This window comes from Lysinibacillus capsici, assembly GCF_020217405.1.
In the GTDB taxonomy this organism is placed as follows: Bacteria; Bacillota; Bacilli; order Bacillales_A; family Planococcaceae; genus Lysinibacillus; species Lysinibacillus capsici.
Genome location: NZ_CP084108.1, coordinates 3991433 through 4014655, shown reverse-complemented (window position 1 = coordinate 4014655; position 23223 = coordinate 3991433). Strand labels below are relative to the sequence as shown.

Here is a 23223-nt window from a genome sequence, read left to right as displayed (position 1 = left end):
GTATCGACTTTTCTGGACCATCCATCATCCACCAGGCAGCTTGTGCTGTGCATTAGAAAAAGGACGTCTCCTAGGGAAACGTCCTTTTCATACTATTTGTTTTTTAATACAAGTTTTGCAACGCATTCCACCTGCGCCGTTTGTGCGAACATATCGACGGGTTGAATATATTCAACATCATAAAGCTTCGTTAACTGTTGTAAGTCCTTTGCCAAAGTGGATGGGTTACAGGAGGTATAAACAAAACGTTTAGGTTTTAGTTTAAGGACTGTTCGAATAAATTCAGGTGCTAGTCCTGTACGTGGTGGATCTACCGTAATCACATCAGGAGTAAATCCTTCCTTGCACCATTTCGCTAGGACACTTTCCGCTGTACCGACTGCATATTTCGTATGTTTGAAGCCATGATTTCGAGCATTTTTACGAGCATCCTGAATGCTTTCAGGAATGACATCCATTCCACGAACTTCCTTCGCTTTATCCGCTAACCATAATCCAATTGTGCCAACGCCACAGTATGCATCAACCACTGTTTCTTTTCCTGATAAAGCGGCAGCCTTTTTAATTTCATCATATAGATGAACTGTTTGCGTTGGATTTAGTTGGAAGAAGGCGCGGGCAGATAAATCAAAAGCCAATTCGCCAAGCTCTTCATGAATGGTTTCTTTGCCATCAAGTACAACAGTTTCATCACCGAAGATTAATGATGTTTTTTCACGGTTAATATTTTGCGCAATGGATACAATACTCGGATCAATTTTTTTCATACGTGTAATCAATTCAGCTAAATGAGGGATTTCTTTCCTTGTTGTGACAAGAACGACTTGTGTTTCCCCAGTACGAATACCTGTACGTACAACAATCGTACGCACTAAACCATTTAGCGTACGACCATCGTAAATAGTGATATTTAGCTTTTGCAAAATTTTTCGAGTAGCAACTGTGATTTTAGAAGTAATTGGGTGCTGAACAAGGCAATCATTAATGTTTAACAGTTTATTACTTCCTTCAGCAAATAAACCTGCGTAAACACGCTTGCCTTCTTTACGTACTTGGAATTGGCTTTTATTACGATAATGCCAAGGATCATCCATACCAAGTGTTTTTCGCACTTCAATTGTTTCGAGTAAAGGTTTGGCATAGCGCTCTAATGCTTGTATAACAATGTCTCGTTTTTCTATTAGCTGTTTTTCATAGGTCATATGCTGAAGCTGGCAGCCGCCGCACTCATTGTAAACTGGGCAAGGTGCTTCCTGACGATATTTTGAAGCTTTACGAATGGCTAAAATTTCTGCTTCAGCAAAATTACGTTGTGTTTTTGTTACTTGAGCTGTGATCTCTTCACCAGGAATGGCTCCTTTTACAAATATCACATTACGTTTATAAAAACCTACACCTTCACCATTAATGCCTAGCCTTTTTATTGTTAGTGGGAATTTTTGTCCCACGGTCATTGTTGTTTGCTGCGTCAAACGTTCCACGTCCCTGCTCTATATTGTCATCTCCCCATTATAGCGAAGGAGCAGGCGATTGCAAAGCAACAGGAAAATCTTCATATTCTAATACTAAATCGTCAAGCGATAAGAAAGTATAACCTTGCTTTTTAGCTTCTGCAATAAACATTGGTAATGCTTCAGCATTATCTTGTGCTACTGTATGCATTAAAATAACGGCACCAGGATGCAGTTGTTCCATAAGTGCATTATAAGCATAATCTGCACCACGACGCTCATCCTTCATCCAATCCTTAAAGGCCACAGACCAGAAAATATGACGATAACCTTCTGCATTGCCCACCTCTAGCACTTTTGCATTAAAAATCCCTTCAGGTGGACGAGCATATGTTGTACGATCGATGCCTGTCAATTCACGTAACTTGCCATCGAACTTTTGCCATTCTGCACGCATGCCATCTGGCGAAAGTCGAGCCATATTAGGGTGACCATAGGAGTGATTCCCGATAGTATGACCATCCTTCACCATGCGTTTCACTAAATCGCTAGCACTGTCTAAGTAATGGCCTGTTAAAAAGAAAGTAGCAGGTACATTTTCTTTTTTCAATGTATCCAAAATACTTTCAGTAAAGCCGTTTTCATAGCCATTATCAAATGTTAAATAGGCAATTTTTTTATCTGCCTTCCCTTTATAAATCGCCCCATATTTGTCGAGTAATTGATCGAGCTGTGCTCCTGCCTCTGCCTGTTCACCGTTTTTAGCGCGTTTAAAGCCCCAATGGTGTTCATCAGAACCAGCAGCAAAAAATGGATTAAAGCTAATTCCTGCGGCAATAATAAAAGTAGCAATTACCGCACCAACAATATGTTGTTTCCACATAAAAACGCATCCTTTCTTTTTCATTAGAATGCGTAATTAGTAAAAAAATTATCCAACTTAATTTTTTCTAATTTTGAGCCTTTAACAAATTTTCAAGTGCTTGCTTTAGATAAGGGTATTTAAATATAAAATGTTGTTGTTCTAAAAGGGTTGGTAGCACTTGTTGTCCTTCTAAAACAAGTGTGCTTTGTTCGCCGAGAGCTAAACGCATCGCAAAGCTAGGAACAGGCAGCCAATGACGTCTGCCCATGACTTCTGCAATTGTTTGACCAAATTCCTTCATTCGCATCGGATGCGGTGCTGTTATATTAAATGGTCCATGAATATTTTCATTTGTAATAGCGAAATAAATAGCACGTGCTACATCCTCAATATGTACCCATGAAAGCCATTGCTCTCCAGAGCCTATTGTTCCACCTATATGCATTTGATAAGGCAATAGCATTGGTGGAAGTGCGCCACTATTTCTACCTAAAATGACACCAAAGCGTGCAAGAGCCACACGAATACCTAATGCTTCCGCTCGTTTCGCATGTCGCTCCCAATCGTGGACTGTAGTGCCTAAAAAATCAGTTGCGTAATCCATAAAATCTTCATCATATATGGCTTGTGTGGAAGTTGGGTATATACCAACTGCACTAGCATTGACAAGGACTTTTGGTTTTATCGTGAGCATGTCCATTATTCGTACAATCTCTGATGTGGCATTCATTCTGCTCCAATAGATAGCTTTCTTTTGTTTTTTTGTCCAACGACCATTATTTAATGAAACACCTGCTAAATTCACAAAGGCATCTACACCTTCAAAGATTGTCAAAGCTTGCTCATGCTGATGTAGCCATTGAACATAGTGAACGCCATTTTCGTGCCTTGACTCATGACGCGTTAGGACAAAAATGTCATGTCCGTTGTCCTGCAATAGCTGTATAAGGGCTTTTCCAACAAAGCCAGTGCCACCTGCAATCACTATTTTCATAACATGCACCTCTTTTCTCGAATAAAACGCTTACTAATAAGTTTATCATGTAACCAAAAAGTAAACATCTTTAGGCTTTAATTGCAGAGCAGGAAGTTTACCCGTGGAAGGGAAAAGAATGCCCGCGAACATAGGGAAATTAACCGTGCTAATTGTCAGTTCCCTCATAAAGAAATGCTATAATGATAATAGTGAGGTGTTTACTATGCGTATGATTACAAAAATTGCACGTCAAAAAAACAATCCTGAACGCTATAATATCTATTTAAATGAAGAATATGCTTTTCCGGTTGATGAAGCCATTCTCATTCAATTTGGTTTAACAAAGGGAAAGGTGCTCGATGAATTCGAAATTCAAGAGATTGCCTATGAAGATGAGATACGTAAGGCATTTAATAAGGGATTAAACTTCCTTTCATATCAAATGCGAAGTGAGCATGAGGTTAAGAAAAAACTGCTCAACTTAGAATTTGGAGAAGCTGTAGTGTTAGAGGCAATCCAAAAGTTAAAATCCTATGGTTTTATTAATGATGAAAACTATTCAAAGGCTCTGCTTGATACAAAGAAAGCTACTATGAAAAAAGGACCAAGAGCCATTAGACAAGACATGATCAAAAAAGGCATTGAGAAAAACTTGCAGGATGAGGTGCTTGCTACATATAGTTTTGAGGAACAAGTAAAACTGGCGAAGCAACTGGCAGAGAAAATTGTTCGAGCGGAGAGCAAGAAGACCCCAACACAAATTAAGACCAAAATTCAGGATTACTTATTAAGAAAAGGGTATGCTTTCTCGATTGTAGAAGAGGTGCTTAGCCAAGTTGAGATAGGGCAGGATGATGACAACTGGCAGCAGCTCCTTGATGCTCAAGGCGAAAAAGTTTGGAAAAAGTACGTATCGAAGTATACTGGTTATGAGCTAAAAATGAAGGTTAAACAGGCGCTCTATCAAAAGGGTTTTCCTATAGAAGTAATAGATCGTTTTATAGAAGAGAAGGAGAATGAAGAATGAGTGAAAAAAATTATGCAGCTATGTCTGAACATGAATTGCGAGAGGAAATTGCCTTTCTAAAAGAGAAAGCTCGAAAGGCAGAACAGCTAGGAATCATCAATGAGTTTGCTGTTTATGAACGCAAAGCTTTAATGGCTGCGGCTTATTTAGTGGATCTTGATACGATCGTTCCTGGAGAAATGTATCGTATTGATGGTTCAGATAATGAATTTTTCCAAGTAGATTATTTGAAGGGACGCTTTGCTTGGGGTCATCGTTTAGGCGGAGACAAATATCAAGAGGCATTACCAGTATCTATCCTTTCTCCAGTAAAGGTGGGCAAATAAATGGATGAAAAAATTGAGAAATTAACAGCAGAGTTACTTGCAAAGAATCCTCAGATGTCTGTTGGACGGGCACAGGTTTGGGTGGAGTTGTTATGGAGTGACTTTGAATCAACTGCCGCGAAAGCAGGGTATGATTATCGTGGGGCAGAGTATACAGAAAATCTTGTTCGTCAATTAATTGCTAGCTATGGTGATAAACTACATGCTTTTGCAGGGCGCAATCCGAAGTATATACATTTACTAGATGCTAGTGATGATATGATACAATAATAAAAACCCTGACCAATATTGGTCAGGGTTTACTGCTTAATTACTCGCACCAATTTGTAGTTTTTTCTGTAGCTTATCTTCTGTAAAGATCCAGCCTGTGTAAGACGTAATAATGTCATTCGCATCATTTAAATGTGCTACGGCAACGAAAGGATAGCGATTGTCACTACGGTAACGCAAATCGATTAACCTTACTTCTATTAAGCCGTTTTCAAGCTCGGAAATCTCCCATCGATACATAGGAGAGAAAGACACAAATGCAGCTAAGTTAGGATCTTTCATTGCAGCATCTACAAGCGCAGTTTTAGGCAAAGGCTTAATTTCGAATTTATCGTAAATATTAACAGTCCTTCCATAAGCACGGCCAACATAATAATGAGTTTTGGACTTGGCTGCGATTCGCCAGTGGAAGAAGCGCATAGTAGGTGCTACAATGACATATTCCTCATCTTGAATAGTATGATGCACCGCGTTTTTTACCGCTTTTTGCACAGCAAATCGTAAAATATAGTAAATCACGATAACCACGTACATGATACTGAATGTCCATACTGGATTTGTGCCAAATGCCCATAATACAATACCGAGACAATGTAAGGAAAAAATAATGGGATCGAAGGTATTAATGACACCTAACGCAACCCATTTTCGAGAGAAAGGTCGAATTGCTTGTGTACCATACGCGTTAAAAATATCGACAAAAACATGAAGTGCGACAGCTAAAAATGTCCAAAGCCATAAATGTAACACATTCACATCTTGCAAAATCAGTGATAAAACAATTGTAATTAAAATAGGCCAAATAGCTACAGCTGGTAGTGAGTGTGTAATTCCTCGGTGATGTCGGATATAAATGGCGTTATTACGTAGTTTTAACACAGTGTCAACATCTGGAGCTTGTGAGCCAATAATTGTACCTGCCATTACTGCTGTAAAAGTCATTGAATGATTGGCTACTACAGGGTCAGCTAATGCAAGACCGCCAAGGGCAATACCCATAACGAAATGTGTACCTGAATCCAAAAATATCCACTCCTAGTATGCATTAAAATCGAGTACAATGTGCATACAACTTTATTTCAAACATAATAAAAGGTATATTGAAATATTCTAACATTCTTGCGAAAGAGACGATTATTGTCGATCTTCCGCGAATATTCTTTTCTTCATTGTATACCCTTTTCATCATAAATTAAATCGTAAAAATAACGGAGGTCACTGTGAATTACCCATATGTAACAGAATTTCGACAATCATTAGTTGACTGGTTTAACACAGAGAAGCGTGATTTACCTTGGAGACACACAACAGACCCTTATAAAATTTGGGTATCTGAAGTGATGCTACAACAGACACGTGTCGACACAGTTATTCCTTATTACAATCGCTTTATGGAAAGCTTTCCAACATTAGATTTGCTTGCGGAAGCACCCCAAGAATACTTATTAAAGCATTGGGAAGGCCTTGGCTATTATTCTCGTGTTCGCAATTTACAAGCAGGTGCTCGTGAGGTTTTAGCAAATTACGGTGGTATAGTACCTGACAATCGCCATGAAATATCTAAATTAAAAGGTGTTGGTCCCTATACTGCAGGTGCTATTTTAAGTATTGCCTATAATAAGCCTGAACATGCAGTTGACGGTAATGTTATGCGTGTTCTAAGTAGAGTGCTTGATATACATGAAGATATTGCTCTTCCCAAAACGAAGAAAATTTTTGAAAGTGCGGTTGAGGAACTAATTGATCCTGATCATGCTTCATCGTTTAACCAGGGCTTAATGGAGCTAGGCGCACTTATTTGTACACCTACCTATCCAAAATGTTTATTATGCCCAGTAAGAGAGTATTGCACAGCTTTTAATGAGGGAGAACCAGAAAAATTACCTGTCAAATCAAAAAAGATAAAAATGAAGCATCTCACATATGATGTGCTCGTATATGAAAATGACAAAGGACAATTTTTAATGCAACAACGTCCTGAGGAAGGCTTGCTCGCTAATCTATGGCAATTTCCAATGATTGATACAAGCCAATCTTCAGAAGAAAATTTTACAAAGGAATATACAGTAAGTGTCCAGGCCAAATATGAACTGCTTACATTTAAACATGTTTTTTCACATTTAACTTGGCATTTAAATAGCTATTATATAAAATGCGAATCGACTGAGCTAGGTGATTGGCTGAACTATGAGCAAATAGAACTTTTACCGATGCCTGTGCCTATGCTAAAAATTTGGGATGAAGTAAAAAAGCAAACGGCAGGAAAATAAATCCTTCTTAAAATCATTGATTCATGAGCATAAAAGTCACCATCTCCGTACACAATAACTAGCGTGGAGGTGAATGAATGATGAAAAAACAAAACAACCAAAATTTCCAACCGAATAAAAACATGCAACGTCAAAGTGAAGAGTTTGGTTATGAAACGGACGTAAATGAAGTGCAAAAGCAAAATGCGAAAGCAGAGCAAAAGAAAGCTCCAGCTTCTGGCCGTTTCTCAAAAACTAACCAAGATTTAGGTGAGTAACACTTTGTAACTGCATAATTGCATTTACCTCTAAGGGGCTGTCTTAAATCCGAAAAGATGAAAAAGACAGCCCCTTTCAAATTGTTTAGGTAAGTAAATGGTCAGCATAAAAGGAAATCCTTTATAGCATTAACTAAAAAATCCCATCAAAGCTGACATTATAATAAAATTCGCTTATAATTGACTAAATTTTATACAAATTCAAAATAGCGTAGTGAAATTTGTGGTTTTCTAACTACACCTTTCGCGTACACATTGCTATAATATACTAGAGACTGCTAGATTTAGGTAGCATAGACGAAAAGGTGGGCTAACAAAATGGCATTACCGGTAGAAGGAGAAACGATACAAATACATAGTTATAAGCACAATGGCCGCATCCACCGTGTTTGGCAAGAAACGATGGTTTTAAAAGGAACGAAAAATATCGTAATCGGTGCGAATGAACGGACACTTGTGACAGAATCCGATGGTCGTACATGGCTAACGAGAGAGCCTTCTATTTGCTACTTCCATGCGGAACACTGGTTTAACATCATCTGTATGCTACGTGAAGACGGTGTGTATTATTATTGCAATCTAAGCTCACCATTTGTTTTCGATAATAATGCCATTAAATATATCGACTATGATTTAGATATTAAAGTTTTTCCTGACATGTCTTATACCCTTTTAGACGAGGATGAATATGAGCTCCATCGTAAGGAAATGTCTTATCCTGATGTCATAGATAAGATTTTAAAGCGCAATGTCGATAAATTAATAAGCTGGATTCAACAAAAAAGAGGACCATTTGCACCCGATTTCATCGATGTTTGGACAAATCGTTACAAGTTCCAGCTTGATATGCAGTCAGATGATCAATCATGACACCTATTAGTTAAACTAATAGGTGTTTTTTTATTGGAGGGAACAGAGTGTTGTTAAGGTAAAGGTAAAATAGTTCGCTATAAAGTCATCATAACTGTATTTTAATCAAAATATTGCTATAATACTTAGGGCATTCATCTTCGAATGTCTGTTTCTTTTTGTAAGGATGTGATGATAAATTGGGAAGCATTAAGCGATACATGCGCTTTGTTAAACCATATACATGGGAAATTATTTTAACGATTATCATTGGTATAGTAAAATTTGCTATTCCACTATTTATTCCACTGCTCATTAAGATTGTGCTAGACGATATTATTGCAGCAGATGACTTAACAGATGTAGAAAAAACAAAAGAACTATTTTATTGGCTAGGTGGCACTATTATTGTGTTCTTTATTATCCGTCCACCTATTGAGTATTATCGACAATATTTTGCACAACACGTAAGCAACAAGGTGCTATTTGATATTCGTAAGGAAATTTATGCACATTTACAGCGTTTAAGCTTAAGGTACTATGCCAATACACGAGCAGGGGATGTTATTTCAAGGGTAATTAATGATGTTGAACAAACAAAAACCTTTGTCATGACAGGGTTAATGAATGTTTGGTTAGATTTAGCGACAATTGTAATTGCGATTGCCATTATGCTAACCATGGATGTGAAGCTAACACTAGTAGCGTTAATCGCATTTCCATTTTATGCTTTCAGTGTGAAGTACTTTTTTGGCAAATTGAGAGATTTAACACGGAAACGTTCTCAAGCTCTTGCAGGTGTACAAAGCTATTTACATGAACGTGTAGCTGGTATGAGCATTATTAAAAGCTTTACCTTAGAAAAGCATGAACAAAAATTGTTCGATTCAGCAAACGGTGAGTTTTTAGAAAAAGCGCTTGATCAAACAAAGTGGAATGCAAAATCATTTGCTGTCGTGAATACCATTACAGATGTAGCGCCATTACTAGTTATAGCCTATGCGGGCTATCAAGTAATAAATGGGTCACTTTCAGTTGGAACAATGGTTGCTTTTATTGCTTATATTGAACGTCTGTATGGCCCACTTCGTCGACTGGTTAGTTCTTCCACAACTTTAACACAGTCAATCGCTTCAATGGATCGAATGTTCGATTTAATAGATGAGCCTTATGAAGTGAAGGATAAGGACAATGCTGGTGAACTCCCACGTGCAAATGGGCAGGTTCGCTTTCACAATGTATCCTTCCAATATGAAGAAGCTGGCTCACCTATTATAGATGCTATTGATTTAACGATAAATCCTGGGGAGACTGTTGCCTTTGTAGGGATGAGTGGTGGTGGTAAGTCAACGATTATCAGTTTAATTCCTCGCTTTTATGATACAACAAGTGGGCAAGTGACCATTGATGGAAAAGATGTACGGGATGTCACTTTACATTCCTTACGATCTCAAATTGGTATTGTCCTGCAAGATAATATACTTTTTAGTGACTCTGTCAAAGAGAATATTTTAATGGGGAAACCAGATGCAACAGATGCACAGGTCATCGAGGCAGCGAAAGCGGCAAATGCCCATGACTTTATTATGAGTCTACCTAATGGTTATGACACAAAGGTTGGGGAAAGAGGAGTAAAGCTCTCTGGCGGACAAAAACAACGAGTTGCCATTGCGCGTGTGTTTTTAAAAAATCCACCAATTCTAATCCTTGACGAGGCTACTTCTGCATTAGATCTAGAAAGTGAAGCACTGATTCAAGAATCATTAGACAAGCTTGCTCATGAACGAACAACTATTATTATTGCGCACCGTCTTTCTACAATTACCCATGCTGACAAGATATTCGTCATCGATCATGGTCAATTAATTGAAAGTGGAACACATGAACAGTTAATGGACAGTCAAGGGACATATTATAATTTATTCCAAGTGCAGCATTTAGATTAAAATTTTACGTAAATTACACGGTTTAAGAATTTTTTCAAAAAAAGTCTTTCATTTATTCGAAAATGGAAGGCTATTTTTTTTTGAAAAATGTAAAAAAATATCTCTTTATAAGATTTTATTATTAATGAAGGCGATTATTGTAGAAATTTTATTTAATTTGCAGAATATTAATTATTGAAAGAGTAATGATTTTTAGTTAGAATTATCTGAAAATAAGGAATTTAACGAAAGTTATAGTATTCTAATGTTATTATACATTTAAGTAAAATATAGGTAGGTTGGGGCGATACACATGAGGAAAAAACTACTAGAAATAAAAGGTTTGAAAACAACCTTTTTTACAGATAATGGGCAAATTCCTGCTGTAGACGATATCGATTTTTCTGTCCATGAAGGAGAAATTTTAGGGATTGTAGGAGAATCGGGAAGTGGTAAAAGTGTTACTTCGCTGTCCATCATGGGATTAATTCCATCACCCCCAGGTAAAATAACGGGTGGAGAAATTTTGCTAGATGGCAAAAATATTGCTAAATGTACGGACAAACAAATGCAAAAAATACGTGGAAAAGACATTGCAATGATTTTCCAAGAGCCCATGACTTCGCTAAACCCTTTGTTCACGATTGGTGACCAGTTAAAGGAAGCTATATTAATCCATAATCCAAAATGGTCAAAAAAGGAAGCGTTTGCAAGAGCGGTTGAAATTATGAAATTGGTAGGTCTACCACGTGCTGAGGAATTGCTAAAGGACTACCCACATCAGCTGTCTGGCGGTATGCGTCAACGTGTGATGATTGCTATGGCACTTGTCTGTGACCCTCAAGTATTGATTGCGGATGAGCCTACAACCGCATTGGATGTTACGATACAAGCCCAAATTTTACAGCTTATGAAAGACTTAAATAAACGATTGAATACAGCTGTGTTGTTAATTACACATGATCTGGGGGTTGTCGCGGAAACTTGTGAGCGAGTGATTGTTATGTATGCAGGACAAATAGTGGAAGAGGCGCCGATTCATGAAATTTTCACTAATCCTAAACATCCCTATACACAAGGACTCATTCAATCAGTACCTGACATGCGTTATAAAAAGGAAAATTTATACTCCATTCCTGGAAGTGTACCGAAACCAGGAAGTATTCAGGTAGGCTGTCGTTTTGCGGCACGCTGTGAATATGCAATGGAACGTTGTTTACAGGAAACACCACCTTTATTTGAAGCAGCAGAGAATCATAAATCGAGATGTTTTTTACTAGAGAAGCAGGAGGTGGAGCAACGTGTCGAAAGCGTTATTAAAGGTTGAGGGGTTAAAAAAATATTTTCCGATTCGAAAAGGAGTCCTTCATTCACATGCCGGGGATGTAAAGGCCGTGGATGATGTTTCCTTTGAAGTATTTGAAGGAGAAACATTAGGAATTGTTGGCGAATCAGGCTGTGGTAAATCCACAACGGGTCGCTTATTGATGCGTTTACTGGAGCCAACTGGAGGTAAGATAGAATTCGCAGGTAAAATAATTTCAGAATTATCCAATAATGAAATGAGGAAGGCACGTAGAGATATTCAAATGATTTTTCAGGATCCCTATGCCTCACTAAATCCTCGCCATAACATCGGCAAAATTTTAGAGGAGCCTCTTATTGTTCATGGGATAGGTAATGCCAAAGAGCGAAAACAGAAAGTGTTGGAGCTACTTGAGATTGTTGGATTGAATGAATATCATATCAAGCGCTATCCGCATCAATTTAGTGGAGGGCAAAGGCAACGTATCGGCATTGCTAGAGCCCTGATGACCAATCCTCGCTTAATTATTGCGGACGAGCCAGTATCTGCACTTGATGTGTCCATTCAGGCACAGGTTTTGAATTTATTGCAAAAGTTGCAAAAGGATTTAAAGCTAACTTATATTTTCATTTCCCATGATTTAGGGGTTGTGCGTCATATTAGTAATCGAGTTGGCGTTATGTATTTAGGTAAATTAGTTGAGCTGACAGCGAGTGAGGACTTATATGCTGAACCGCTTCATCCATATACACAGGCACTTTTATCGTCGGTCCCTGTTCCAGATCCTACATTTGAACGTGAGCAGATCATCATTTCAGGAGATATTCCAAGTGCATCAAACCCACCAAGCGGTTGTACGTTCCATACGAGATGTCCGTTTAAAAAGGATCAGTGCTCACAGGTAGTACCTAAAATGCAAGAAGTGAAACCAGGTCATTATGTTGCTTGCCATCTTTACGAGGCACTCCAACATTCAATGATATAAAAACTCATAGGGGGAAATTCGATGAAGAAAAAGAAGTTTTGGACTTTAGGTGTAATGCTACTCCTTATTCTCTCGACAATCTTAGCAGCTTGTGGCGGCTCAGATACTAAGGATACGGGTAGTAAAGATACTTCAACTGGTGGCGATACAGCTGGCAGTGGAGAACCAAAAATTTTAGTGTATGGTCGTGGTGGAGATTCTGTAGCACTTGACCCTGCTGTTGTTACAGACGGTGAATCCTTCACGGTGACAGCTAATATTTATGAAACACTTGTAAACTTTGGAGAGCAAGATGTAACAATTCAACCAGGATTAGCCAAATCATGGGAGGCATCAGAGGATGGTTTAACGTATACGTTCCAGCTACAAGAAGGTGTGAAATTCCATGATGGCACAGATTTCAATGCTGAGGCTGTTGTTAAGAATATTGAACGTTGGAAAACAGGTGCGGATAAACATCCTTACTTTAGTTCGCAATTTGTCGTTGGTGACAAGCAAGTAATTGAATCAGTAACTGCAGAGGGAGACTACACAGTTGTCTTTAAGTTAAGTCAACCTCAAGCACCATTTTTAAAAAATTTAGCAATGTCTCCATTTGCAATTGCTTCTCCAACAGCATTTGAAGCAGATGAAGAAGGTTTATCTGCAAATCCTGTAGGAACAGGGCCATTCAAGTTTGTTAGCTGGGTACGTAATGACTCTATCACAATTGAGAAAAACCCAGATTACTATATTGATGGCTATCCTAAATTAGATAAAGTAATTTATCGTTCTATTCCAGAAAACTCAGCTCGTTTAAATGATTTATTAGCAGGCAATATTGATGTAGCTGATGGCTTAAGTCCTTCTGATAAAGGAACAATTGAAGGCGATGCAAATTTACAGTTAATCGAACGTCCATCTATGAACGTTGGCTACCTTGGTTTAACTGTTACACGTCCACCTTTTGATAATGTAAAAGTACGTCAAGCAGTCAACTATGCAATTGATAAACAAGCATTAGTGGATGCGTTTTATGAAGGGCTAGCTGAGCCAGCGAAAAACCCAATGCCACCAGTAATTTCGGGTTATAACGATGAAGTGACAGGCTATACGTATGATCCTGAAAAAGCGAAAGCATTACTTGCTGAAGCAGGCTACGATGGTAAGGAAATTGAGCTATGGGCAATGCCAGTACCACGTCCATACATGCCAGATGGACAAAAAGTGGCTGAAGCGATTCAAAAGAACTTAGAAGACGTAGGTATTAAATCTAAAATTGTGTCATTTGAATGGGCTACGTATTTAGAAAAAGCTCAAAATGGTGAAGCGGATGCATTCCTACTTGGCTGGACAGGCGATAATGGGGATGCGGATAACTTCCTATACACGTTATTAGACGGCGATAATATCCATTCCAATAACTATACATTCTATGACAATCCAGAATTACACAAGTTATTAACAGCTGCTCAAACTGAAATCGATGAGGACAAGCGTAATGAACTTTATAAGCAAGCTCAGGTGATTATTTCTGAGGATGCTCCATGGGTTCCACTTGCTCACTCTACACCAATTTTAGCTGCCAACAAGAAGGTTACAAATTATATTGCGCATCCTACTGGCTCTGACCGTTTAGATGCGGTAGATATTCAATAGTAATTTTCATCATTTTTAATTGAACAAAGGAATGTGAAGAATCTGCTTGCTTTTCTGCGGGTAAGCCGTGGAAATCTCGCAGATTCTTTTCAACTAAAGATCATGATTATTTCCTGTATGAAAGAATTCAACTAAACACTCAAAACCGTTTAGTGAAGGCTCAACCTTTCAACAGTATATAAAGACTTCACAGTAGATTATGAAAATCATAGAGAGGTGATGAAAATGCTTCACTATATGGGAAGACGTTTACTTCAACTAATCCCAGTTTTGCTTGGAATGACTTTTATCGTCTTTATGTTGATACGGGCAATCCCTGGAAATCCAGCACAGGTTATTTTAGGACAACAGGCAACAAAAGAGGCGGTCGAGGCGTTAAACGCAAGTTTAGGATTAGATAAGCCGTGGTATACACAATATTTTAGTTACTTAGCAGGTATTTTTCAGGGGGATTTAGGGGTTTCCCTACGTACGAAACTACCTGTATCAGAAGAAATTTTCCCATACTTAGCAGCAACGGCCGAACTTGCACTATTTGCGATGATTATTGCGATCGTTATTGGTGTGAATGCTGGCATTATTTCTGCATGGTTCCAAAATTCTTGGTTTGATTATACAGCGATGATTATAGCGTTAATCGGTGTATCTGTACCTGTGTTCTGGCTTGGATTGATGGAGCAGTGGACATTTAGTAGTAAGCTTGGTTGGTTACCTACATCTGGTCGAGAAGATGTACGAAATCCAATTACCGCCATAACCCATTTTTATTTACTAGATACACTCATCCAAGGACGCTTTGATCAATTCATCGAAGTCATAAAGCGATTAATATTACCAGGAGTAGCACTTGCCACGATTCCAATGGCTATCATTGCCAGAATCACAAGGTCCTCCATGCTGGAAGTTATGCGTTCAGATTATGTAAGGACTGCAAGAGCAAAAGGACAAAAAATGTTTATTGTTGTTTATAAGCATGCATTAAAGAATGCGGTTATTCCTGTGTTAACGGTAATTGGTCTACAAACAGGATTACTGTTAGGTGGGGCCATTTTAACAGAGACGATTTTTAGTTGGCCAGGAATTGGTCGTTATATTTATGATGCGATTGGCTTCAGGGATTATCCTGTTATTCAATCAGGTATTCTCATCGTTGCGTTTATTTTCATCATGATTAACTTAATCGTGGATTTACTGTATACAGTAGTCGACCCACGGATTAAATACAAATAGAAGGGAGTTGCAATGATGACTGGAGCAATCGATATAAAAAAAGAAGTAGCACCAGTTCGAGAAAAGGCAGTAGGTCCATGGCTCGAAGGCTGGCGTAGTTTTAAAAAGAGCAAAGTATCCCTTGTCGGAGCAGGAATTGTTATATTTTTTATCTTACTAGCTGTCATTGGTCCGTTCATTGCACCACAAGGCATCAATGAACAAGATTTAACGAAACGTTTACTGGCACCATCCGCTGATCATTGGTTTGGAACGGATGATTTTGGGCGGGATATTTTTTCGAGGATCATTCACGGTGCAAGAATTTCACTATGGGTAGGCTTTTTCTCTGTTATTTTGTCCGTGATAATTGGTAGTTTACTTGGCATCATTGCAGGTTATTATGGAAGATGGGTCGATACGATAATTTCTCGTATTTTTGATATTATGCTAGCTTTCCCTAGTATGCTACTAGCGATTGCAGTAGTATCAGTGCTGGGTCCATCTTTACAAAATGCATTAATCGCCATTGCTATTATTAACGTACCGAATTTTGGGCGCTTAATCCGTTCTAAAGTTTTAAGTGTCAAGGAAGAGGAGTATATAGTAGCGGCAAAAGCAATTGGTATGCGTGATGCCCGAATACTATTTTCGCATATTTTGCCGAATTCCATAACGCCAATAATTGTACAGGGGACATTAGCAATTGCGACAGCTATTATCGAAGCGGCAGCATTAGGCTTCCTTGGGCTAGGGGCTCAAGCTCCAGCACCAGAATGGGGAAAAATGCTAGCGGATGCACGGAAGTTTTTATTAAATGCTCCGTGGACGATGATTTTCCCTGGTTTAGCTATTATGTTAACCGTATTAGGCTTTAATCTAATGGGGGATGGACTACGAGATGCACTAGATCCAAAAATGAAAAGTTAGTAAATAGAAACATAGCCTTCTACAAGTTAGAAGGTTTTTTAGCTGCTTGGACCAATGGATATAAAAGGAACATTTTTACTACAAAAACGTTTTATGTTATAGAAAAAGGCGTGAGAGGCTTTCTAAAATAAGTGAAAACACCTTTTCGGAGCCATTAATTGAATTTTTTGTCACGTTATTTTAGACTTAATTTTAAGTAGAAATCTTATAGCTTAGTAGATTATTGCTTACCATAAAATCTTTCGACTGAAATACATATTTTAGGAGGGTGTTAGAATTGGGGATTAATTTACAAAAAGGACAAAGAGTTGATTTAACAAAGGGTAACGCAGGATTAAATAAAATTAAAGTTGGTTTAGGGTGGGATCCTGTAGGCCAAGAGAAAAGTGGCGGCTTTTTAGGTGGTTTATTTTCTAGCAGAAATAGTGGCAGTGGCAGAAGTATCGACTGTGATGCTTCGGTATTAATGTTACAAGATGATAAGGTTGTAGCGGGTGATGATGTTGTTTATTTCGGGAAATTAACAAGTAGCTGCGGTTCTGTTCGACATTCAGGTGATAATTTAACAGGTGACGGCGATGGTGATGATGAGGTAATTACAATTGAACTATCGTCTGTACCTTCGCACTATAACAAGCTTGTGTTTGTTGTAAACATCTATGATGCGGCAGGTCGCAATCAACACTTCGGTATGATTCATAATGCATATATTCGTGTATATGATGACAGGACAGGAAGCGAACTAATTCGCTATAATTTAACTGATAATTATTCAAATTTAACGACGTTAGTATGTGGAGAAATTTACCGTCATAATAACGAATGGAAATTTGCTGCGGTTGGTACGGGAACAAATGACATAAAGCTTGGCGACGTTGTTCGAAGATATCAATAAATAATTGACTAAATAGGAGGAATAAAAATTATGGGCATTTCACTACAAAAAGGTCAAAAGGTAGATTTAACTAAAACAAATCCGGGGTTAACAAATGTTGTTGTAGGTTTAGGCTGGGATACAAATAAATATGATGGTGGTCATGATTTTGACTTAGACTCCTCTGTATTTTTACTTGCTGATACTGGTAAAGTTGCAGATCAAAATGATTTTATTTTTTATAACAACACTAAGGGTGGCAATGGTTCAGTAGAGCATTCAGGCGATAATTTAACAGGTGTAGGCGAAGGTGACGATGAAGTGGTGAAAGTGGCATTAACTCAAGTACCTGCTCATGTTCAGCGATTAGCCTTCACAGTAACAATTCATGATGCAGAGTCTCGCAGTCAAAACTTCGGTATGGTGTCTAATGCCTATATTCGTATTATGAATGCTGCTTCCAACGAAGAAATTATTCGCTATGATTTAGGCGAGGATTTCAGTATCGAAACAGCTATTGTTGTAGGGGAATTATATCGTCATAACGGAGAATGGAAATTTAATGCGATTGGTGCAGGCTATCAAGGTGGTTTAGCTGCTTTATGTAATGATTATGGCTTAAGTGTAAACTAAAATTTCATCTTTGGACAGAAAGGGAGATTTTTTAATGGCTATACAATTAAGTAAAGGGCAACGTATTGATTTAACAAAGCAAGATCCAGGCTTAAATAGCATTGGTATTGGTTTAGGCTGGGATGTAAAGCAATTTGATGGTGGACAAGACTTTGACTTGGATGCATCTGTTTTTTTACTAGATGCTTCAGGTAAATGTCGTAATGAACAGGACTTTATTTTCTATAATAATCTATCGAGCCCAGACCAGTCAGTTGTCCATACAGGAGATAATCGTACAGGTGCAGGGGATGGGGATGATGAAAAAATTCTTGTCAACTTAAAGCAAGTATCACCTCAAATTGAAAAAATTGTAGTGACGGTTACTATTTATGATGCCGAGGGACGTCATCAAAACTTCGGGCAAGTCTTAAATGCCTATGTACGATTGACGAACGAAGAGTCGGGATCAGAGGTATTGCGTTACGATCTAGGCGAAGATTTCAGCATTGAAACAGCTGTAGTATTTTGTGAGCTGTACCGACATAATGGTGAGTGGAAATTTGCTGCAGTAGGTTCAGGTTACCAGGGTGGACTAGCTGCTTTAATCAATGCATATGGCCTACAGTAACTATGGGACATAGGTGCATGGTGGATCATCTGGTGTAGGTGTATTAAATGAGATAGTAAATACATATGCACAGTTTTTAAACTAGCAGATGTAACTGGCCTTAACTTAATGCACCGAAAATGTGTGTTAGTATTTGGGGGCTACCATCCTTCGCATGAAATTTTCGTTATTATTTTAATAGCTGCATTCTTATTGATATTTGTTGTTTACAAGTTGAAAAAGAAAACAGCAGTGTAAACAAGGCACTGTATTAGTCTGTATGGAACAGGCTGATACAGTGCTTTTTTCACAAAAGGCATAGTTACTGGGGAGAGGATTAGATGCAACACTTTACAACAGAAGCAGAAACGATTTTTTATAAGAAGCCACAGCCTTTTACAAAATGGGAAACGTCGGATATTTTGTCATATGCCCTAGGTGCGACTTTGTATATGCCAGCTTCCATGCCTACGATTGTGAGCTTAATCCGATCACAAAAATATAAGGAACTCACATCACTTGTCATTGATTTGGAGGATGCAGTTGGAGATGCAGAGTTAGTAGATTGTGAAGCTAAGTTGATAGAGGATATTAGTGAATTATATGTACTCTATCAGCGAAAACAGCTATTACTTCAGGAGCTCCCTTTACTTTTTGTTCGAGTACGTCATGTTGAGCAATTTCAAAAGTTAACAACTGTTTTAGGAAAAAAGCAAGAAATATTAACTGGCTATGTCTTTCCGAAGTTTACAGCAGAACAGGGTGCCCGTTATTTCGAGTTGCTTGAACAAACCATTTTAGAAAATGATTTAATTTTATATGGTATGCCAATTTTAGAAAGTCGTGAGGTACTATATAAGGAATCTCGCATGGAAGCGTTATTAGACATTAAAGCGGTTCTACATCAATACAAAGCCCGGGTATTAAATGTACGAATTGGTGCTACCGATTTTTGTGGTATTTACGGAATTCGTCGGCGTATGGATTCTACCATTTATGATATTAGTGTCATACGAGATTGTATTGCAGATATTGTCAATATCTTAGGTCGTGAGGAAGATGGTTTTATTATTTCTGGGCCTGTGTGGGAGTATTTTAATAATCAGCGTGTATTAAAGCCCGCACTTAGAGTGACACCATTCAGTGAGAAAGGCGCGCTTGATACAAGGAAAGCGTTATTAGACGATTGTTTAGATGGATTAATGAAAGAAGTTTTAATGGATAAACAAAATGGTATAGTGGGAAAAACAATTATTCATCCGAGCCATATCCGTGTTGTGCATGCCCTGTATGCTATTTCGTATGAGGAATACTTAGATGCGCTAAGTATTATAGAAAATAATGATGGACAAAAAGGTGTTATGAAAAGTCACTATGCTAATAAAATGAATGAAATTAAGCCACATATGAGATGGGCACAACGGATTTTAAAACAGGCTCATGTCTATGGTGTTTATCATGAATCTGTCGATTTTGCCTCACTTTTATTACAGTCTGAAATAGGTGGTAGTGTATATGCAACAACAAATGAGTAAATTAAGCATTTTACCGAATTATTCAATTGATATTGAAATTACCTACAATCCGCATAATTTTGCGCTAACCGATTTGTTTAGAATGGCGGCTCGGATTAATAAGAAGAGACAATTTTTGTTTGTAAGCACGGTACTAGGCAAACATTTGGCTGTCCGTCCGCAAATCCCTTTACTGACAGGAACTCTTTTAGCAATGCTGTATCAGCAGCATCTTACTGGACAAAAGGCAATGGCTTCGTCTGTCGTTAAAGCTTTAAAAGACGGAGCTAATTTGGATGAAGTACAAAAATCCATAGAGGGAACCCTAGAATTAACGGATGAAACATTGTTTATTGGCTTTGCTGAGACGGCAACAGCACTTGGACACGCAGTATTTAATGCCTTTCACTCGAATGCTATGTATATCCACACAACACGTGAAGTGCTGCCAGATTTTGAGCCATTTGTTACGTTTGAGGAAGAACATTCACATGCGACAAGCCATAGAATTTATACGGAGGAACCAGAATTTTTACTGCAAGCTAAGCGCATTGTGTTAATTGATGATGAAATTACTACTGGAAATACGGTCATTAACATTATTGAGACATTAAGACAGAAATTTCCTTTAGTGAGACAATATGCGGTACTATCTATTTTAGATTGGCGTTCACAACAGCAGCAAACAATCTTTAAACAATTAGAAGTACAATGGGATATCTCTATACAATTCATCTCCATTATGTGTGGGAATTTTAGCTGTTCAGGCACGCCAAGCTTAACCAATACACAACCAAACTTACTAACACAGGTTGCACGAGATATGGACATTTGTCCAATTCAAGTATCTGTTGATCGCAAATTCTATCGATCTGTTTCGGAGAATGGATTAATAAATAAGCACCCCTATTTACTAGCAACAGGGAGATTTATGCTCACATCAAAACAGCATGTTGACCAAAAGCAAACGATTCAAGCTATTGCTATGCAATTACAAGAACTAAGAACAACTGGGCCAGCGCTTGTTATTGGTACGGGTGAATTCATGTATGTTCCTATGCAAATTGCCTCTTATTTAGGAAATGATGTTTACTATCAGTCAACTACTCGTAGTCCAATCTATTGTACGGATGATTTAGGATATACGATTAACGAAAAAATAGCCTTCGAAAGTCCAGAAAATAACGGGGTCACTAATTTTTTATATAATCTTCAAAGCCAGTCTTACACGGAACTTTTTTTCATAGTGGAACGTATAGCAAGTAAAGAGGTAGTTGCTCGTGTGGTAAAGGCATTACAAGAAGCCACTAACGCCAAAGTATATGTAATTAGTATGCATGAATTGGAGGTAGAACGATGATATCGACTTTGCAGCCAGATAAAATGGGGAGTTATGCACCAGAGGATGTTATTTTTTTATTGCGTGATATTGGAAGTGCATTCCTTGAAATGGATAATGAGAAACGTGAACAGCTCATTCAAGCGGGCATACATTATTCGGAAATGCTGCCAGTGGAGAAGCAACCATCTGATACCTACATGAATCTTTTTTATAAATCGCTAGATGCTCATGCAGAAAGAATAGCAATCGCCGTTGGAGTAGTGGCAGAGCAAATCATTGAAAATAGAGGGCTAGAAAATTTAATTCTTGTGAGTTTAGCTCGTGCAGGTACACCCATTGGTATTTTAATCAAACGGTATATAGCTATGCATTATCATGTGAATGTTCCACATTACTCCATTTCTATACTGAGAGGTCGTGGGTTTGATGAAACGGCAATTCGTTATATTTTGACACAGCATCCTCTAGGAAGTCTTCAATTTATTGATGGTTGGACAGGAAAAGGGGCAATTACCAATGAATTAATTCAATCCTGCCAAAAATTTAATTTACAATATCAAAAACAGTTAAGTGCTGATTTAGCTGTTTTGGCTGATCCGGGGCATTGTGCCGCTATTTATGGAACTCGTGAGGATTTTTTAATACCATCTGCTTGTTTAAATTCGACTGTATCTGGATTAGTGAGTAGAACGGTATTAAATTTGCAGTTTATGGATGCAAACGATTTTCATGGTGCAAAATACTACAAAGAATTAGAGGCCATAGATGTCTCCAAGCTGTACATAGAACGTATCGTCACATGTTTTGAACAAGTACAGAATAAAATTGTGCAACAAATTCAAGAGCAAGAAATCTCTCCAATTACTTGGGGAGGTATGAAGTCCGTGCAAACAATTCAACGAGATTTTGGTATTGATAATATTCATTTCATTAAGCCAGGTGTTGGTGAAACGACAAGAGTTTTGCTGCGAAGGATACCTTGGAAGATTTTAATTAATCCACATTACATGCATGAATTGAAACATATTTTATTATTAGCACAGGAAAAAAATGTATTGGTTGAAGAGTATTCGAATATGTCCTATGCATGTTGTGGTTTGATCAAAGAATTGTAGAGGAGAATATGATGATATTATTTACATCTGATTTAGATAGAACCCTTATTTATTCTAAACGCATGATGGAGATGTTTCCGCCAGCTACAGAGACAATTGTCGTTGAACACAAGGTCGAAACAGCAATGAGTATGATGACACAGGCAACAGCACCTCTATTGCAACAGGTACACCAACAAACTTTATTTGTACCTGTTACGACAAGAGCCTTACATCAATATAAAAGAATCCATTTTATTCATGATTTATGCCCTGCTTTTGCAATTACAAGCAATGGGGGTACAATAGTAGAAAAGGGTCAGCCATATGAGAAATGGACACAAACATTATCTAGACGTATTGAAGATTCCTCGATCCCTCGTATGGATATGCTAAAGCTTTTTCAGACGATTAAATCTGATACATGGCTACAACGATCTCTGTATATAGATGAGCTTTTTTATGTACATCATATAGATATTGATGTTTTACCATCCGATGAATTACAAGCGATGATTCAAGAGTTTGATATGCATGGTTGGCATGTTCTGCTACAAGGGAAAAAATTGTATTTTATGCCCAAGGTGCTGACAAAGGAAGCGGCTATAGAATATATAAAAGAGTTCTGTACATACGATGTGCATATAGCAGCAGGTGATTCTATTATGGATTATGGCATGCTTGCAATGGCTGATTTAGGTTTTACACCAAATCATGGAGATTTAAAGGATAAACAGCCAAAATGTTTACAAAATACAACTTACTCGCCTCACAATGGTGAAGCATTTACAAAGAATTTATTAGAAACAGTTTTACAGATGGCATCACAACAAACGATCGTATAGATGTTCAAATATTTTTGTTGTCATTAGGTGAGACATCCTATGACATAT

The 23223-nt window shown here is 38.0% G+C and carries 23 protein-coding genes; 19 read left to right on the top strand and 4 right to left on the bottom strand.

Features of this window, described 5'->3' with window-relative positions; all coding sequences use genetic code 11:
- Positions 1–92: 92 nt before the first annotated feature.
- From rlmD to LCP48_RS19925, 3 genes are all read right to left on the bottom strand, one after another.
- Entirely contained in the window at positions 93–1472 is a 1380-nt protein-coding gene (gene rlmD, locus LCP48_RS19935; RefSeq protein ID WP_004230474.1) for a 23S rRNA (uracil(1939)-C(5))-methyltransferase RlmD, read from the bottom strand.
- Positions 1473–1509: 37 nt separating this feature from the next.
- Complete coding sequence (locus LCP48_RS19930) at positions 1510–2334, bottom strand: polysaccharide deacetylase family protein (RefSeq protein ID WP_009371550.1); 825 nt, start codon at positions 2332–2334, stop codon at positions 1510–1512.
- Positions 2335–2401: 67 nt separating this feature from the next.
- Positions 2402–3310 (bottom strand): TIGR01777 family oxidoreductase, encoded by a 909-nt coding sequence (locus LCP48_RS19925; RefSeq protein ID WP_004230476.1) that lies wholly within the window; start codon positions 3308–3310, stop codon positions 2402–2404.
- A 205-nt stretch (positions 3311–3515) separates the two neighbouring features.
- On the opposite strand from LCP48_RS19925, the gene recX reads away from it, so the two are divergent.
- The 3 genes from recX to LCP48_RS19910 are packed head-to-tail and all read left to right on the top strand — an operon-like array spanning position 3516 to position 4915.
- Positions 3516–4319 carry a recombination regulator RecX gene (gene recX, locus LCP48_RS19920; RefSeq protein ID WP_036219262.1) on the top strand — a complete coding sequence of 268 codons (804 nt, stop codon included), beginning with the start codon at positions 3516–3518 and terminating at the stop codon, positions 4317–4319.
- Positions 4316–4645 carry a YfhH family protein gene (locus LCP48_RS19915; protein ID WP_036076977.1) on the top strand — a complete coding sequence of 110 codons (330 nt, stop codon included), beginning with the start codon at positions 4316–4318 and terminating at the stop codon, positions 4643–4645. The genes recX and LCP48_RS19915 overlap by 4 nt, the downstream gene beginning before the upstream one ends.
- Positions 4646–4915, top strand: coding sequence for a YfhJ family protein (locus LCP48_RS19910; protein WP_009371545.1), 270 nt, complete (start codon positions 4646–4648; stop codon positions 4913–4915). It abuts the gene before it with no gap.
- Positions 4916–4951: 36 nt separating this feature from the next.
- On the opposite strand, the gene LCP48_RS19905 is transcribed toward LCP48_RS19910, so the two are convergent.
- Positions 4952–5938, bottom strand: coding sequence for a metal-dependent hydrolase (locus LCP48_RS19905; RefSeq protein ID WP_009371543.1), 987 nt, complete (start codon positions 5936–5938; stop codon positions 4952–4954).
- Positions 5939–6135: 197 nt separating this feature from the next.
- Here LCP48_RS19905 and mutY point away from each other — a divergent pair, with 197 nt between their 5' ends.
- The 16 genes from mutY to LCP48_RS19825 all read left to right on the top strand — a co-directional run bounded on the left by mutY (position 6136) and on the right by LCP48_RS19825 (position 23175).
- On the top strand, positions 6136–7185 hold the full coding sequence (gene mutY / locus LCP48_RS19900) for an A/G-specific adenine glycosylase (protein WP_009371541.1): 1050 nt from the start codon (positions 6136–6138) through the stop codon (positions 7183–7185).
- 77 nt (positions 7186–7262) lie between these two features.
- Positions 7263–7442 carry a gamma-type small acid-soluble spore protein gene (locus LCP48_RS19895; protein ID WP_004230485.1) on the top strand — a complete coding sequence of 60 codons (180 nt, stop codon included), beginning with the start codon at positions 7263–7265 and terminating at the stop codon, positions 7440–7442.
- Positions 7443–7760: 318 nt separating this feature from the next.
- Positions 7761–8312, top strand: coding sequence for a nucleoside tri-diphosphate phosphatase (gene ntdP, locus LCP48_RS19890; protein WP_004230486.1), 552 nt, complete (start codon positions 7761–7763; stop codon positions 8310–8312).
- A gap of 179 nt (positions 8313–8491) precedes the next feature.
- On the top strand, positions 8492–10237 hold the full coding sequence (locus LCP48_RS19885; protein ID WP_036219259.1) for an ABC transporter ATP-binding protein: 1746 nt from the start codon (positions 8492–8494) through the stop codon (positions 10235–10237).
- 292 nt (positions 10238–10529) lie between these two features.
- Entirely contained in the window at positions 10530–11543 is a 1014-nt protein-coding gene (locus LCP48_RS19880) for an ABC transporter ATP-binding protein (protein ID WP_009371539.1), read from the top strand.
- On the top strand, positions 11518–12507 hold the full coding sequence (locus tag LCP48_RS19875) for an ABC transporter ATP-binding protein (RefSeq protein WP_009371538.1): 990 nt from the start codon (positions 11518–11520) through the stop codon (positions 12505–12507). The genes LCP48_RS19880 and LCP48_RS19875 overlap by 26 nt, the downstream gene beginning before the upstream one ends.
- Positions 12508–12528: 21 nt before the next feature.
- Complete coding sequence (locus LCP48_RS19870) at positions 12529–14145, top strand: ABC transporter substrate-binding protein (RefSeq protein ID WP_009371537.1); 1617 nt, start codon at positions 12529–12531, stop codon at positions 14143–14145.
- Positions 14146–14370: 225 nt separating this feature from the next.
- Positions 14371–15375 carry an ABC transporter permease gene (locus tag LCP48_RS19865; RefSeq protein WP_004230491.1) on the top strand — a complete coding sequence of 335 codons (1005 nt, stop codon included), beginning with the start codon at positions 14371–14373 and terminating at the stop codon, positions 15373–15375.
- Positions 15376–15387: 12 nt separating this feature from the next.
- Positions 15388–16284, top strand: a complete 897-nt coding sequence (gene nikC / locus LCP48_RS19860; protein ID WP_009371536.1) for a nickel transporter permease — start codon at positions 15388–15390, stop codon at positions 16282–16284.
- Between the two features lie 277 nt (positions 16285–16561).
- Positions 16562–17179 carry a TerD family protein gene (locus tag LCP48_RS19855; protein WP_004230493.1) on the top strand — a complete coding sequence of 206 codons (618 nt, stop codon included), beginning with the start codon at positions 16562–16564 and terminating at the stop codon, positions 17177–17179.
- 30 nt (positions 17180–17209) lie between these two features.
- The gene (locus LCP48_RS19850; RefSeq protein WP_004230494.1) at positions 17210–17791 is read left to right on the top strand and encodes a TerD family protein; all 582 of its coding nucleotides are present in this window, start codon (positions 17210–17212) and stop codon (positions 17789–17791) included.
- 34 nt (positions 17792–17825) lie between these two features.
- Positions 17826–18401, top strand: coding sequence for a TerD family protein (locus tag LCP48_RS19845; protein WP_004230495.1), 576 nt, complete (start codon positions 17826–17828; stop codon positions 18399–18401).
- A gap of 320 nt (positions 18402–18721) precedes the next feature.
- Positions 18722–19915: an HpcH/HpaI aldolase/citrate lyase family protein gene (locus tag LCP48_RS19840; RefSeq protein ID WP_004230496.1), complete on the top strand. Its 1194-nt coding sequence runs from the start codon at positions 18722–18724 to the stop codon at positions 19913–19915.
- Entirely contained in the window at positions 19896–21254 is a 1359-nt protein-coding gene (locus LCP48_RS19835; RefSeq protein ID WP_225340473.1) for a phosphoribosyltransferase family protein, read from the top strand. The genes LCP48_RS19840 and LCP48_RS19835 overlap by 20 nt, the downstream gene beginning before the upstream one ends.
- The gene (locus LCP48_RS19830) at positions 21251–22351 is read left to right on the top strand and encodes a cysteine protease StiP family protein (protein ID WP_004230499.1); all 1101 of its coding nucleotides are present in this window, start codon (positions 21251–21253) and stop codon (positions 22349–22351) included. Before LCP48_RS19835 ends, LCP48_RS19830 begins: the two co-directional genes overlap by 4 nt.
- A gap of 8 nt (positions 22352–22359) precedes the next feature.
- Positions 22360–23175, top strand: a complete 816-nt coding sequence (locus LCP48_RS19825; RefSeq protein ID WP_225340472.1) for an HAD family hydrolase — start codon at positions 22360–22362, stop codon at positions 23173–23175.
- The last annotated feature ends 48 nt before the right edge of the window (positions 23176–23223 follow it).